The 14,447-nt window shown below is 30.0% G+C and carries 11 protein-coding genes; all 11 read left to right on the forward strand.

What is annotated here, in order from left to right:
• The first annotated feature begins 75 nt into the window (after positions 1 to 75).
• The 11 genes from AVANS_RS04250 (at position 76) to AVANS_RS04300 (ending at position 14,436) form a co-directional block, all read left to right on the forward strand.
• On the forward strand, positions 76 to 1,743 hold the full coding sequence (locus tag AVANS_RS04250; protein ID WP_239818418.1) for a methyl-accepting chemotaxis protein: 1,668 nt from the start codon (positions 76 to 78) through the stop codon (positions 1,741 to 1,743).
• Between the two features lie 167 nt (positions 1,744 to 1,910).
• The gene (locus AVANS_RS04255) at positions 1,911 to 2,774 is read left to right on the forward strand and encodes a hypothetical protein (protein ID WP_239818419.1); all 864 of its coding nucleotides are present in this window, start codon (positions 1,911 to 1,913) and stop codon (positions 2,772 to 2,774) included.
• 719 nt (positions 2,775 to 3,493) lie between these two features.
• On the forward strand, positions 3,494 to 4,972 hold the full coding sequence (locus AVANS_RS04260) for a DASS family sodium-coupled anion symporter (protein WP_239818420.1): 1,479 nt from the start codon (positions 3,494 to 3,496) through the stop codon (positions 4,970 to 4,972).
• A gap of 52 nt (positions 4,973 to 5,024) precedes the next feature.
• The gene (locus AVANS_RS04265; protein ID WP_239818421.1) at positions 5,025 to 5,744 is read left to right on the forward strand and encodes a fumarate reductase cytochrome b subunit; all 720 of its coding nucleotides are present in this window, start codon (positions 5,025 to 5,027) and stop codon (positions 5,742 to 5,744) included.
• Between the two features lie 18 nt (positions 5,745 to 5,762).
• The gene (locus tag AVANS_RS04270; protein WP_239818422.1) at positions 5,763 to 7,754 is read left to right on the forward strand and encodes a fumarate reductase flavoprotein subunit; all 1,992 of its coding nucleotides are present in this window, start codon (positions 5,763 to 5,765) and stop codon (positions 7,752 to 7,754) included.
• Positions 7,747 to 8,469 (forward strand): fumarate reductase iron-sulfur subunit, encoded by a 723-nt coding sequence (locus AVANS_RS04275; protein WP_239818423.1) that lies wholly within the window; start codon positions 7,747 to 7,749, stop codon positions 8,467 to 8,469. Before AVANS_RS04270 ends, AVANS_RS04275 begins: the two co-directional genes overlap by 8 nt.
• A 178-nt stretch (positions 8,470 to 8,647) precedes the next feature.
• On the forward strand, positions 8,648 to 10,624 hold the full coding sequence (locus tag AVANS_RS04280; RefSeq protein ID WP_239818424.1) for a methyl-accepting chemotaxis protein: 1,977 nt from the start codon (positions 8,648 to 8,650) through the stop codon (positions 10,622 to 10,624).
• 363 nt (positions 10,625 to 10,987) lie between these two features.
• The gene (locus tag AVANS_RS04285) at positions 10,988 to 11,248 is read left to right on the forward strand and encodes a hypothetical protein (RefSeq protein ID WP_239818425.1); all 261 of its coding nucleotides are present in this window, start codon (positions 10,988 to 10,990) and stop codon (positions 11,246 to 11,248) included.
• A gap of 255 nt (positions 11,249 to 11,503) precedes the next feature.
• Positions 11,504 to 12,946 carry a GTPase gene (locus AVANS_RS04290; RefSeq protein WP_239818426.1) on the forward strand — a complete coding sequence of 481 codons (1,443 nt, stop codon included), beginning with the start codon at positions 11,504 to 11,506 and terminating at the stop codon, positions 12,944 to 12,946.
• Positions 12,947 to 12,997: 51 nt separating this feature from the next.
• A complete protein-coding gene (locus AVANS_RS04295; RefSeq protein ID WP_239818427.1) occupies positions 12,998 to 13,198 on the forward strand; it encodes a hypothetical protein in 201 nt (66 codons plus the stop codon).
• A complete protein-coding gene (locus AVANS_RS04300) occupies positions 13,195 to 14,436 on the forward strand; it encodes a BspA family leucine-rich repeat surface protein (protein ID WP_239818428.1) in 1,242 nt (413 codons plus the stop codon). The genes AVANS_RS04295 and AVANS_RS04300 overlap by 4 nt, the downstream gene beginning before the upstream one ends.
• Positions 14,437 to 14,447: the final 11 nt, after the last annotated feature.

A 14,447-nucleotide genomic window follows, 5' to 3' on the forward strand; every position in this document is an offset into this window, starting at 1 on the left:
TAAATTATAGTCTTTAACATTAATTTAACGCAATATTAATAAAATCAACGATTATTTTAAATTTAAAGGAGATTTATGAAACTATCTTACAAAATCACACTTTTTGCTTTTATTTCATTATTAATAATTAGTTTAAGTGCTATTTTTGTTGCAAATAATGGTATGAATGAGTTAGATGACATAGCTCAAGAAACTCTTGATAAAATGAGTACAGATGATGCAAAAAAGACAGCCGTAAGTGTTACAAGCCTAATAACTTCAATGTCAAAGAAAATTCATGAAAATAATGCAAAAGATTATGATAAAAATATGCTTGAATTTTTAAGCGAACTAGATTTAAAAAATCGCTCAGTTAATTTATTTGTAATTAACTCTAAGGGTGATTATGTAATGCACTACTTAAAAAGTAGAATAGGTGAGAATGCTTATAATAAAAAAGATTCAAATGGTAAGCTTTATATTCAAGAAATAATCCAAACAGCAACAAATGGTGGTGGTTTTGTAACAACTCACATGAAGGCTGATAAGACTAGACCTGAAAGAGATGTTGTTTATTATGTAGAAAAAGATAAATTTAATGATTATGTTTATATAAGCGTAATTTATCTAATAGAAGCAAAGCAAGAAATGGCTGAAGTTAGTAAGAAAGTATTAGAGAAAAAAGATGATGTAATTTTATCTTACGCTATATTTTCAGTAGTTTTATGTGTGGTTATGCTTCTTTTATGGTTATTTTTCATTAGAACTTGGGTTAGTAGGCCATTAGGTGAATTAACAAATAAAGCTATTGATTTAAGCAAAGGTGAGGGCGATTTAACAAAACTTTTAGAAGTAAAAGGTAATGATGAAATAGCGCAAGCTAGCAAAGCAATTAATGATTTTATCAATAAGATTAGAAATCTAATAAATGAAGTTAAGCAAATCTCTTATGAAAATAAAACAATAGCAGCAGAGTTAAGTAGCGTTAGTATGCAAACAGGCAAAAGAAGTGAAGAAAGCTTTGGTATTGTAAATAATGTTGTTGAAGAAGGAAATGCTACAAAAGATAGCTTAAATGAAGGTATAGCAAGTGCTAACGCAAGTAAAGATGAGTTAAGAGATAGCACAAATAGTATTAATGGAGTAATTTCATCTATTAGCGCATTAACAAATGAAATTGATAAGAGTGCTAGTGTTGAGAGTGCATTATCATCTAAAATGGAGCAATTAAGCCGTGATGCTGATAATGTTAAATCTATTTTAGAAATAATTAACGATGTAGCTGATCAAACAAACTTATTAGCATTAAATGCTGCTATTGAAGCAGCTCGTGCAGGAGAGCATGGTAGGGGCTTTGCAGTAGTTGCTGATGAAGTAAGAAGTCTAGCAGAAAGAACTCAAAAGAGCCTTAGTGAAATTAATGCAACAATTAGCGTTATAGTTCAAGGCATTAAAGATGCAAGCGAGCAAATGAGCGATAATTCTAAGCAAATTAGCAATTTAACAAATGTTGCAAATAGCAGTGAAGAGCAAATTAAAGTAATGCAATCAAGCTTAGGCGAAGCTATTGTTAGTAGTGATAAGACAGTGGATAATTATATAGGTGCAAGCAAGCAGATTGAAGAAATATTAAACGAAGTTTCACAAATTGCAAAAATCACTAATGAAAACGCAAGAAGTGTTGAAGAGATTGCAAAAGCTGCAGCAACTTTAACTAATATTAGCGAAGACTTAGACAAAAAACTAGGCGAATTTAAATCTTAAATAACTTGCTAAGGAAACTTAGCAAGTTTATACTTTATTCTTCAAAATAATTTAATTATAAACAATAAAACCACAGAATTTGAAATAGGAATTTGAAAATAATTTGAATTTCATTATTTTTATTGTTTATTTGCTATATTAATATTTATTTAAACTAAAGGAACAATTTGAATATAGATAATTTAAAAGATTATAAAATAAAAAACGATTATTTATATAACTTAGAGCTTATTAGATTGTTTAATGAGATTTTTTCAATTTTTCTTACACTTATTTCATGTTATTTTGTAATAGATATTATCAATGAATTAAATAGTAAACCCGAAAAAACAATGACTGACATACGAAGAATTCAAAAAGGTTGGAGTGGCATTATTGATGGTATTTTTTTTATTGTATTCTTTTTAAAACTTAGACAAATAAAAAGATTTAGATTTGTTAAAAATAATGATTTTTATATTAGTGTAGATAAAGAAAAGATATATTTTGAAACATATGCAGTAGATGAAACAACATTATTTTTTAATATAGCAAAAAGTTACAAAAAAGTAACCGCAACAATAAATAAAAGCGATATAGTTTTTAGATTGCAATCTAAGCGACCTGCTTTAGCTTATTCATATATATTCAATAAAGACGCTTATAACACTAAAGAAACAGAAAATCAAAGTTTAAATTATAGATTAGACTACCCTATAGCTAGAATAATTTTCTTTCCTATAATTATGTTTTTTGTAATATTGGATATTTTATCAAGCTATTTAATATTATTTTTACTAAATGGTAAAAGCTTAAAAACTTACACAATATATCAAACTAAAACCAAGCTAGTTTCATTGCCTTTTGTTGATGATTTATCAGTTTATTTTTTATACACAGAGTTTAGACAAAAGTATTCTGCAATTAGCAAAGGTGGATTTGAAATGGAATTTAGAGAAGAAGAAGCACAACCACTAGGCGAAAAATACATAGCAAAACAACAAAAGAAAATTGAAAAGATTTTAAATAAGAAAAGCCTAAATATTAAATAATTAAAAATCTTTTTCTTTAAATCAATATTTTTAAAATTTGCATACACTAAAAGCAAAGAATTTGAAATAGGAATTTAAATCTTATAAAAATCACAAAGCTTATTCTTGCTTTAGTCTAATAATAACCTTGCAAGGTATTAAAAAAACAAAGCTTAATTCCTAATTCAAATTCTTTGAAAGTTTAAGCATAAACTATTGATAATCATTATACGCTCAGAACTTAACCTTCCAAACACCCCAAACACTCCGAAGAAGAATTTAATGTTTAAAAATAAAAGAATTTGAATTTGGAATTTAAAACAATATTTAGACCTTATATAAATTAAAAATCAAATTCTAATTTCATAATTCTTTTATTTTAAGCTTTAAATACTTTTGTATTTCTTCTTTTTTTAACTCTTGCTTGGTTGTTTGAGTTGGATTGTGTTTCGAGTATATAATGATTATTAATAGCTTTTGCTTAAACTTTTAAAGAATTTGAATTAGGAATTTTAAAACAATATTTAAACCTTACAAAAACAATAAAAGCAAATTCCTAATTCAAATTCTTTAAACAAAAGCTAATAAATCAAAAGCTTACATTTAATGCAATAAACTAATTCTTAATTAAATATAAAGAAAAAATATTAATTAAATAAAGTTACAAAAATATTACAAAATTTAAGAAAATCTTTAGATTTTTGTAATATATTAATTTAAACTTAATTTTAGGAGTTAGTATGAAAGGCAAAGTTTCTTTAGCAAAACTTATAGCCCCTATATTTACTGGGTTGTTTGTTTATGCTTGTTCATACATTTTCGCCGATTATTCGGTGCTTAGTATGAATGCTTGGATTTTTGTTAGCATTTTTGCTGCTTTAGTAGTTGGGCTTATTTTAGAGCCTATGCCACCTGCGTTTTTAGGAATTATCGCTATTGCTTTAGCTGTATTATTTAAGGTTGGACCAGTAAAATCAGGCGAAGTAAGTGCAAAGATTAGTGCAGAAGCTGCGATTAACTGGGGCTTAACAGGATTTTCAAATTCGGTTGTATGGCTTATATTTGCTTCATTTATGATAGGAATAGGCTATCAAAATAGTGGTCTTGGAAAAAGAATTGCCTTAATTTTGGTTAATAAATTAGGCAAATCTACTTTAGGTTTAGGCTATGCAATTGCTATTGCTGATTTAATTTTAGCTCCATTTATTCCAAGCAATGCAGCAAGAAGTGGAGGGACAATCTATCCAATTGCTATGAGTATTCCTACTATGTATGATAGCTCACCAGAAAAAGAACCTAGAAAAGTAGGTGCTTATATTGCGTGGGTAAGCCTTGCTACTACTTGTATTTCAAGCTCAATTTTTCTAACAGGTCAAGCGCCAAACCCACTTGCTTTAGAAATTTTATCAAAATCAGGAATTGCGGTAGTTGATTGGATGGGCTGGTTTTTATGCTTTTTACCTGTTGGAATAATTTTATTCTTAATCACACCATTATTAACATATTATATTTATCCACCTGAAGTAAAAGGCTCAAGTAAAATTAGTGCGTGGGCTAAAGAAGAATTAACTAAACTTGGCTCAATTAAACCAAAAGAATTATTAATGTTAAGCATTTCAGTTCTTGCTCTAATTTTATGGATAGGCTCAAAAAAATTCGGCGTGAGCGCTACAACAACAGCCTTAATTGTAATTGTTTTAATGATAGTTACAAATATTATTACATGGAATGATTTTTTAGCTAATAAACCAGCTTGGAATGTTCTTACTTGGTTTGCAACTTTAGTAACTATGGCAGGGGGTTTAAAAAATGTTGGCTTCTTAGACTTTTTATCAAAATATACAGATAGCTTATTAAGTGGATTTTCACCTACTACTGCTGTATTTGTTTTATTATTAGTATTTTGTTTATTAAGATATTTTTTCGCTTCAGGCACTGCTTATGTTACCGCAGTTGTTGGAGTATTTGCGATTATTGCAGGCAAAATTGAAGGCTTTGATGCGTCATTTATAATGATGTTTTTACTAGCTCCTATGGGTATGATTAGCGTATTAACCCCTTATGGAACAGGACATAGTCCGATTTGGTTTGCAAGTGGATATATAAAAGGTAGTGAGTTTTGGAAATTAGGTGCTATTTTTGGAGCGATTTATTTACTAATTTACACACTTATTGCTTATCCGTGGTTTAAATTTATTATTCCACATATTTTTTCGTAAGTCGTTTATAAATCATTAGTAGAATGAAAAAAAATTAAGAAAAGGAGTAAAAGTGTCTAGTAAAATTGAGAATTTTTTAGGCAAAAGAGTTGATGGCACAAAATCACGCTTACCTGCTAAGCTTGACTTTTATCAAAGTGCTACTGGTTTAATTCTAGGGCTTTTTATGTGGGGACATATGATATTTGTTTCTACCGTTTTAATTAGTCCTGATTTTTTTAATGCTACGGCTAAGTTTTTTGAAGGTTCAGCTATTTTTGATACCCCAAAACCTGCCATAGTATCTTGCATGGTGTTTGTAATTTTTGTTATTTTCTTCGTTCATGCTGCGCTTGGAATGAGAAAACTACCTATTACTTATCGTCAATGGCAAATCACAAGAGAGCATTCAAAACTAATCAAGCATGAAGATACAACTTTATGGGTTATTCAAGCCTGTACCGGATTTTTAATGTTCTTCTTTGCATCAATGCACCTTGCTATGATGTTTTTTAATCCTGAGACAATTAGATTCTTAGGTGCTGTTGAAAGAATTGTAAATCACAATATGTGGGCGTTTTATTTGATTTTATTATTTGCTGTTGAACTTCATGGCGGAATAGGTCTTTATAGACTTTGCGTTAAATGGGGTTGGTTTGATGGTGAAGATGTAAAAACTGCAAGAGCTAGAAGAAAAACTCTTAAAAAATTAAAATGGATTATTAGTATTTTCTTTATAGTTTTAGGACTTGCTAATTTAGCAGTATTCATAAAAGCTGGAATGAGCTTATAACAAATAGAAAGGCTTAGAATGAAAGTAGAATTTAGTGATGCATTGATAGTTGGTGGAGGACTTGCAGGTCTTAGGTCTGCGGTTGAAGTTGCTAAGAGTGGTCAATCGGTTACGCTTTTAAGTATTTGTCCTGTTAAGCGTTCTCACTCAGCAGCAGTTCAAGGTGGTATGCAAGCAAGCCTTGCTAATGGAAATAAAGGTGAAGGCGATAATGAGGACTTACACTTCGCTGATACTGTAAAAGGAAGCGACTGGGGTTGCGATCAAGAAGTAGCTCGTATGTTTGCTCAAACAGCACCTAAAGCTGTTCGTGAATTAGCTAGTTGGGGTGTGCCTTGGACTAGAATTACTAAAGGTCCTAGAAGTGTTGTGATCAACGCTCAAAAAGTAACAATAGAAGAAAAAGCAGAAGCGCACGGACTAATAAACGCAAGAGATTTTGGTGGAACTAAAAAATGGAGAACCTGTTATATAGCTGATGCTACTGGGCATTGTATGATTTTTGGTGTTGCAAATGAAGCTATAAAGCATAATGTAAAAATCATAGATAGAATGGAAGCTTTAAGAATTATTCATAAAGATGGCGTTTGTTTAGGAGTAGTTGCAAGAAGTTTGATTGATGGAAGCCTAACAGCTTTTGTTTCAAAAGGCACAATGATTGCAACAGGTGGTTATGGTAGAGTTTATAAGCAAACCACAAACGCAGTTATTTGTGAAGGAACAGGTGCAGCTATGGCACTTGAGACTGGAATTTGCTCTTTATCAAATATGGAAGCAGTTCAATTCCACCCAACACCGATTGTTCCAAGTGGAATACTTTTAACCGAAGGTTGCCGTGGTGATGGTGGGGTTTTAAGAGATGTTGATGGATATCGCTTTATGCCTGATTATGAACCAGAGAAAAAAGAACTTGCTAGCCGTGACGTTGTAAGTCGTCGTATGATGGAGCATATTAGAAAAGGAAAAGGCGTAAAGAGTCCTTATGGGGAGCATTTATGGCTTGATATTTCAATTTTAGGTCGTGCTCATGTAGAAAAAAACTTAAGAGATGTTCAAGATATTTGTAAGACATTTAACGGAATTGATCCTGCTGATGAAGGTCCAAAAGGTTGGGCGCCAGTTCTTCCTATGCAACATTATTCAATGGGTGGAATTAGAACTAAGCCAAACGGAGAAACTCCTCGTATGAAAGGACTTTTTGCAGCTGGTGAAGCAGCTTGCTGGGATATGCATGGATTTAATAGACTTGGTGGAAATAGCTGTGCTGAAACCGTTGTAGCGGGTATGATTGTAGGAGATTATTTTGCTGAGTATTGCAAAAACAATGCAATTGTAGCTGATATGAATGTGGTTCAAGAATTTTTAAATAAAGAAGCAAATTATTTAAAAGAAATAGCAAATCGTGAAGGTAAATATAATATTTTTGAAATCAAAAATGAAATGAAAGATATTATGTGGGAGCATGTTGCTATATTTAGAACAGGCGAAGGCTTAGAATATGCAGTAAAACGCCTTGAAGAATTATTAGTAGAAAGCTCAAAAGTAGCTATTAAAGATAAAGAATTAAATAGTTCAAATCCAGAGCTTGAAGAAGCTTATAGAGTTCCTAGAATGCTAAAAGTTGCACTTTGCGTAGCTCGTGGTGCATTACTTAGAACAGAAAGCCGTGGAGCACATTATAGAGAAGATTATCCAAAAAGAGATGACTTAAACTGGATGAAAAGAACTATGACTTATTGGGATGAAGGTTCTACTTTACCTAGAGTTGAATATGAAGACTTAGATATCATGAAAATGGAAATGCCACCAGCATTCCGTGGATATGGTGCAAAAGGTAATATCATAGAAAACCCATTAAGTGAAGTTCGTCAAAAACAAGTAGATGAAATAACAGAAAAAATGCAAGCAGAAGGCAAAAACAGATATGAAATTCAAGATGCGTTAATGCCTTATGAATTACAAGCTAAATTTAAAGCACCAAACCAAAGAATAGGGGTTGATTATGAGTAGAAAATTAACGATAAAAGCATTTAAATATAATCCATATAGCAAAATAAGCAAACCGCATTTTGCTACTTATGAGCTAGAAGAAACTGATGGTATGACTATTTTTATAGTTTTAAATATGATTAGAGAAAGATTTGATGCGAGTTTAAGCTTTGACTTTGTTTGTCGTGCTGGAATTTGTGGTTCGTGTGCGATGATGATCAATGGTAAGCCAAAATTAGCTTGTAGAACTTTAACTAGAGATTATCCTGATGGAGTAATTGAGCTTATGCCATTACCTGCATTTAAGCATATTAAGGATTTAAGCGTTAATACAGGTGAATGGATGGAAGGTATGTGTAAAAGAGTTGAAAGCTGGATACATACTGATAAAGTTACTGATATTTCTAAGATTGAAGAAAAGGTTGAGCCTGCTATTGCTGAAGAAACATTTGAGCTTGATAGATGTATTGAATGTGGTATTTGTATAGCTTCATGTGCAACTAAAGTAATGAGACCAAACTTCATTGGAGCAGCTGGACTTATGAGAGCTGCAAGATACGAGCAAGACCCACATGATAATAGAACTTTAGATGATTTTTATGAGTTAATTGGTGATGATGATGGTATTTTTGCTTGTATGAGCTTACTTGCTTGTGAAGATAATTGTCCAAAACAATTACCATTGCAAACAAAAATCGCTTACTTAAGACGCAAATTAGCTACAAATAAGAATTAAGTTTTCTTTAAAATCCTATTTCAAATTTCAAAAAGAATTTGAAATAGGAATTAAACCTTAAAATTAGATTTTAAATTCTTATTAATTAATTTTTTTATTTTATATAAGTTATAAATTAGTTTTTAATGATACAATTACGCCTTTTTAAACAAATTACACTTATTTAGAAAGGTTATAAATGAAACTTACAAATAAAGTTCCATTATTAGTGGGGATTCCACTGATTTTATGTTTTATCGTTTTAGGCGTTGTAAATTATGAAAGCTCTAAAAACGATTCTTATAGTGCTTTAAATCAAAGCAAGAAAAACACATTAGATTCTACTATGATGTATATAAATGCTTATTTTGCAGGAAAAAAGACTTTTATAGCAGAACTTGTAGAAAAATTTGATGAAGTTGATAGTAAAAATGACAAAGGCATATTAAATGTTTTAGATTTATACTATGATGTTTCAGGCTTTAAGGCTGGTATTTTTTATGTAAGAGCTAGCGATGGCAAAATTTTTCAAAAAGTAAATAAAGAAGAAAAAGCTAATGTTTTAGAAAATACAGAATACAGAAACGATAGCTGGTATAAAGAAGCTGTAAGTGAAGGTAGAGTTATTATAGGAAATGAAGTTTTTTATAATGACGCATTAGGCAAAAATGCAGCAACAATAGCAGCACCTGTGTTTGAAAATGGCAAGATTGTAGGTGTTATAGCAGGAGATGTTTTATTAGAAGAAATGAGAGAAAATATCTTATCTCTTAAGCCATCAAGAACAAGTTCAACCTTTGCTTTTGATAGTAGAAAAATATTTACAATTTATGCAGATAGCAAACAAGAATTAAAACCTGCAACAATAGCAGATGAAGTTACTAGAAAATTACAAAAAATAAGCACTTCTAAAAACAAGTCAAGTGGAATAACTCCTATTGAATATAATCTTAATAATATTGATCAAGTAGCAGTTTGTGCTTATCATAATGATTTAAACTGGACTATTTGTGCTACAAGTGAAGCTAGGGAATTTGATGAGAGCTTAGGAAGTTTAATTAAACAAAACCTAACAATCTTTACAATCTCACTAATAATCATATTAGCATTACTATATTTCCTAATCAAACACTCTCTACGCCCACTAGACATAATCCAACAAGGTCTTAAAGAAGTATTTAGTTTAGTAAATCACGAAACCAAACACGCAAGTAAAATAAACCTAAACTCTAAAGACGAATTCGGAGCAATGGCAAGAGCTATTAATGATAATATAGAAAGAACAATCTCTTCTTTAGATAAAGACACCCAAGCAGTAGAACAAAGCGTTCAAACAGCAGCTGCAATTGAAAGCGGTGATTTAAAAGCAAGAATTACTCTAAATCCTGCAAACCCACAATTAATTGAACTAAAGAATGTATTAAATAAAATGCTTGATACTTTAGAAGATAAAGTAGGAGCTAATACAAACTCAATTGAAAAAATCTTTGATGAATATAGCCAGAACGACTTTAGAAACGAAATAAAGAATGCTAGAGGTAAGGTTGAACTTGCTACTAATATGCTAGGTAAGCAAATAAGAGATATGTTAAAAACAAACCTAGAAACTGCAAGAAACCTACAAGAAAAATCAAAAATACTAAAAACAAGTGTTATTGATATAAACGAAGGTGCAAGAAAGCAAGCAGCAAGCTTACAAGAAAGTGCAGCAGCAGTAGAAGAAATGAGTGCATCTATGCATGCAGTAAATCAAAAATCAAACGAAGTGATTAAGAATGGAGAAGATATTAAAAATGTAATCACTATGATTAGAGACATTGCTGAGCAAATTAATCTACTTGCACTAAATGCTGCAATAGAAGCTGCAAGAGCAGGAGAGCACGGACGTGGCTTTGCAGTAGTTGCTGATGAAGTAAGAAAACTAGCTGAAAGTACTCAAAAATCTTTAACAGAAATAGAAGCTAGTGTTAATGTATTAACTCAAGGAATAAATGATATGAGCGAAAGCATTAAAGAACAAACTCAAGCTATTACTCAAATAAATGAAGCAATAAGCAGTATAGATGAATTAACACGTGCTAATGTTGTTGTAGCTGATAATACTAATAAGATATCAGATGAAGTAGATTCTATGGCAAGCAGTGCAGTTGAATCTGTAATGAAGAATAAGTTTTAATAAACACACTACATTAAAAAGCTAAAAGAAACTTCTTAAGTGAAGTTTCTTTTACTATATAAACTACTTAGATTTAATCATAATTACTTTTTAAACTATCAAAGCAAATTCTTAATCTTAATTCTTAGTTCGTAATTCTTAATTTAAATTCCTATTCCTAATTCTTTAATGTTTTTATTAAATTGAAAAAAGAATTACGAAATAGGAATTAGCTTTTTAACTTTATAAAGTCTAAATATTGTTTTTTAATTCCTAATTTAAATTCTTTTATTTTTAAATACTTAAATATAAGCTTTAACTACTTTTATATTTCTTCTTTTAATTCCAGTACTTATTACTTAGCTAGGTTGGATTTAGTTCGGTGTGTTTGGGGTGTTTGGGGTGTTTGGAGTGGTTGGAGTGGTTGGAGTGGTTGGAGTGGTTGGAGTGGTTGGAGTGGTTGGAGTGGTTGGAGTGGTTGGAGTGGTTGGAGTGGTTGGAGTGGTTGGAGTGGTTGGAGTGGTTGGAGTGGTTGGAGTGGTTGGAGTGGTTGGAGTGGTTGGAGTGGTTGGAGTGGTTGGAGTGGTTGGAGTGGTTTATTCCGAGCATATAATGATTATCAATAGTTTTTACTTAAATTATTAAAGAATTTGAAATAGGAATTTAAAAAATCTTTTTAAAAACTTTTATATGGACAGAATTTTGACATTCAATGTGTTATAATCAAGAAAAATCAAGAAAGGAGAATAAATGAAAGCTATATTTCTCTTATGGGGGGGGGTATAACTCTTTAGAATATACTCAAAAACCTTCATCTATTTTTAAAGGAACTTAGAAAACATTTTTTATCTAATCATAAATATTTAAAAATTAAAAATAAAAAAATAAAAAGGATAAAAAATGGAAATCAAAAGAATACTAAAAGAATTCACAGAACTAGAAGATAGTAAAAAAGAAATATTAAAAGAAAATATTTTAAATTTTGTTAAAGAAAAAAATAAATGTCTTGGTATGCATTATTCTACTTTTTCATTTGTAAAAGATGAAACAAAATGCGTTGAAAAAAGATATTTAGACATTTTATTAAAAGATTTAGATTTTGATTTAGAAAACAGAATGAAATTAGCTGCTTTAATTGAAGAAATATATCATATCAGCTTTAAATCAAAAGATATTTTAAACTATCAAAAACCAACTTCAACAGCATTAATACCTGATATGTCTAATATAACAGAAGTTATGAAATACTATAAAGAACAAGAAGAATCTAAAGAAGAGTATGCAGAATTAGATGAGTTGTTAAACAAATCAGATTTAGATGAAGAAGATAAAAATAAGCTAAAGCTAAATATCAAAAAACTAGCAAACACAAAGCTAAATATATTAATTACAGGCGGAACAGGAGTTGGCAAAAGCTCTACTATTAATTCGCTTTTTAATATGGGTGATGAATACAAACAAGAATTTAGCGAAATCGGCACTACTAGCAAACCACAAACAATGGAGATTAAAAAATACGAAATAGGAAGAAACCTTGTTTTATGGGATAGTCCAGGCTTAGGAGATGGGATAAAAGATAGTGAGCATATTGCAAAAATCAATAAAAAGCTTCACGAAAAAGATAGTAAAGGAAATGCTTTAATAGATTTAGTTTTAGTTATTGTAGATGCAAAAACTCGTGATTTAGGCACTACTTATCATCTAATTACTAATGTAATAATCCCTGCCTTAGGAGAAAACGCAAAAGATAGAATATTAATAGCACTTAATAAGTGTGATCAAGCTTTAGAAGGAGATTTTTGGGTGAAGGGTGATAGTCCTTATCCAGAAGAAGAGCTTATAAAATATCTTGATGAAAGTGTAAAAATAATTAGTGATAGGATATATGAGACAACTAGCGTAAGGATTGAGCCTATATATTATTCATCAGGCAAGAGCAGAAATGGCATTCAAGAAAACCCATATAATTTAGGAAAATTACTTAACTTCATCGTTGATTATACTCCCAGCAAAAAAAGAGCAGTATTTAAAGGTAAGATAAACGAAAATAAAAACAACTGGAAAAGCAACGAAAAAGTAAAGCCTAATACAAATAATTTTAATTCATCAAGAAATCAAACAAATAATCAGACTTATAATCAAACAGATAACACCACAAAAGATTACAAAGCTTTAGCTGATGAAAAGATAGAAAAAAGCTGGTTTGATACTATTTGTGATAATGTTGAAAAAGCATTTGATTTTGTTGTTGAAAACAAAGAAAAGATTATGGCTGGTATTACTACCGTTTTAGCCGTAGGTAAAGAAGTTTTAAGTTTCTTTGCTAGCTCTAAGAAAAAATAAAAAATAAAAAGAATTTGAAATAGGAATTTCAAATTCTTTAAAGGAGTATAAATGCCAATAGCACCGAAGCCAAGCAAGTTTATTTGTAAAGATTGTGGGTATTCAGTGGTGATAATTCATAAAAGCGATTGCCTAAGCGCAAATGATTTACCGCCAACTAAATGCCCTAAATGTAAAAATAGTGTTTGTTATGAAAGAAAAAGAGCTAACACACTTGATATAGCTTTAGCAAAATTAAAGGAGATTTTATGAAAAAATATAAGCCTACCACAAAAGAAAAATTAAAAAAGTTAGTAAAAAATAAGACTATTTATCTAGGTGATATTGATACAAGTTTAATCACTGATATGAGTGAATTATTTGAAGACAGCACGAGAAAAGATTTTAACGGTATAAACGAATGGGATACAAGTAATGTAACTAATATGAGTGCTATGTTTAGTAATTGTGAGTATTTTAATGAAGCTTTGAGCTTTGATACTTCAAAAGTTAAAGATATGAGCTATATGTTTTTTGATTGTAAGCAATTTAACCAAGCTTTAATTTTAAATACTTCTAATGTAACCGATATGAGTCATATGTTTGAAAATTGTTTTGTCTTTAATCAACCATTAAACTTTGATACTTCAAATGTAACCAACATGAGTGATATGTTTAATTATTGTTTCAGATTTAATCAAGCTTTGAATTTTGATACTTCCAAAGTTGAAACTATGAGTTATATGTTCAATGGTTGCTTGGATTTCAATCAACCATTAAACTTTGATACTTCAAAAGTTACAAATATGAGTGGTATGTTTTTTAGATGTTATTATTTTAATAAAGATTTAAATTTTAATACTTCAAAAGTAACTAATATGAGTTATATGTTTAGTGATTGTCATAGTTTCAATCAACCATTAAACTTTGATACTTCAAAAGTAACTAATATGAGTTATATGTTTAATCTTTGCGTCTATTTCAATCAAACTTTGAATTTTGATACTTCAAAAGTAACTAATATGAGTTATATGTTTAGTAATTGTAGTAGCTTCAACCAACCATTAAACTTTAATACTTCAAAAGTAACTAATATGAGCTATATGTTTAGTAATTGTAGTAGCTTCAACCAACCATTAAACTTTGACACTTCAAATGTAATAAATATGAGCTATATGTTTGAAGTGTGTATTAACTTTAATAAATCTTTAAACTTTGATACTTCAAGTGTAATTAATATGAGAAGTATGTTTGCTGTTTGCAAGAATTTCAATCAAGCTTTAAGTTTTGATACTTCAAAAGTAACAGATATGAGTTATATGTTTTTTAGGTGCTCACGTTTCAATCAAGCTTTAAGTTTTGATACTTCAAAAGTAACCGATATGAGATATATGTTTAGCGGTTGTTATAATTTTAATCAAATACTTGATTTTAATATTGTAGATTTTGTTAAAATGAAAGGTATATTTCAAGATTGCGATAGTTTAGAGCAATTACCTAATTGGTATTGATATGTTATAAA

This window comes from Campylobacter sp. RM5004, assembly GCF_022369455.1.
Classification (GTDB): domain Bacteria; phylum Campylobacterota; class Campylobacteria; order Campylobacterales; family Campylobacteraceae; genus Campylobacter_E.

What these genes read in the sequence shown, in the direction of transcription:
- AVANS_RS04300 (WP_239818428.1), top strand. Translation starts at nt 13,195, where the DNA reads ATGAAAAAATATAAGCCTACCACAAAAGAAAAATTAAAAAAGTTAGTA.
- AVANS_RS04275 (WP_239818423.1), top strand. Translation starts at nt 7,747, where the DNA reads ATGAGTAGAAAATTAACGATAAAAGCATTTAAATATAATCCATATAGC.
- AVANS_RS04295 (WP_239818427.1), top strand. Translation starts at nt 12,998, where the DNA reads ATGCCAATAGCACCGAAGCCAAGCAAGTTTATTTGTAAAGATTGTGGG.
- AVANS_RS04250 (WP_239818418.1), top strand. Translation starts at nt 76, where the DNA reads ATGAAACTATCTTACAAAATCACACTTTTTGCTTTTATTTCATTATTA.
- AVANS_RS04270 (WP_239818422.1), top strand. Translation starts at nt 5,763, where the DNA reads ATGAAAGTAGAATTTAGTGATGCATTGATAGTTGGTGGAGGACTTGCA.
- AVANS_RS04280 (WP_239818424.1), top strand. Translation starts at nt 8,648, where the DNA reads ATGAAACTTACAAATAAAGTTCCATTATTAGTGGGGATTCCACTGATT.
- AVANS_RS04260 (WP_239818420.1), top strand. Translation starts at nt 3,494, where the DNA reads ATGAAAGGCAAAGTTTCTTTAGCAAAACTTATAGCCCCTATATTTACT.
- AVANS_RS04290 (WP_239818426.1), top strand. Translation starts at nt 11,504, where the DNA reads ATGGAAATCAAAAGAATACTAAAAGAATTCACAGAACTAGAAGATAGT.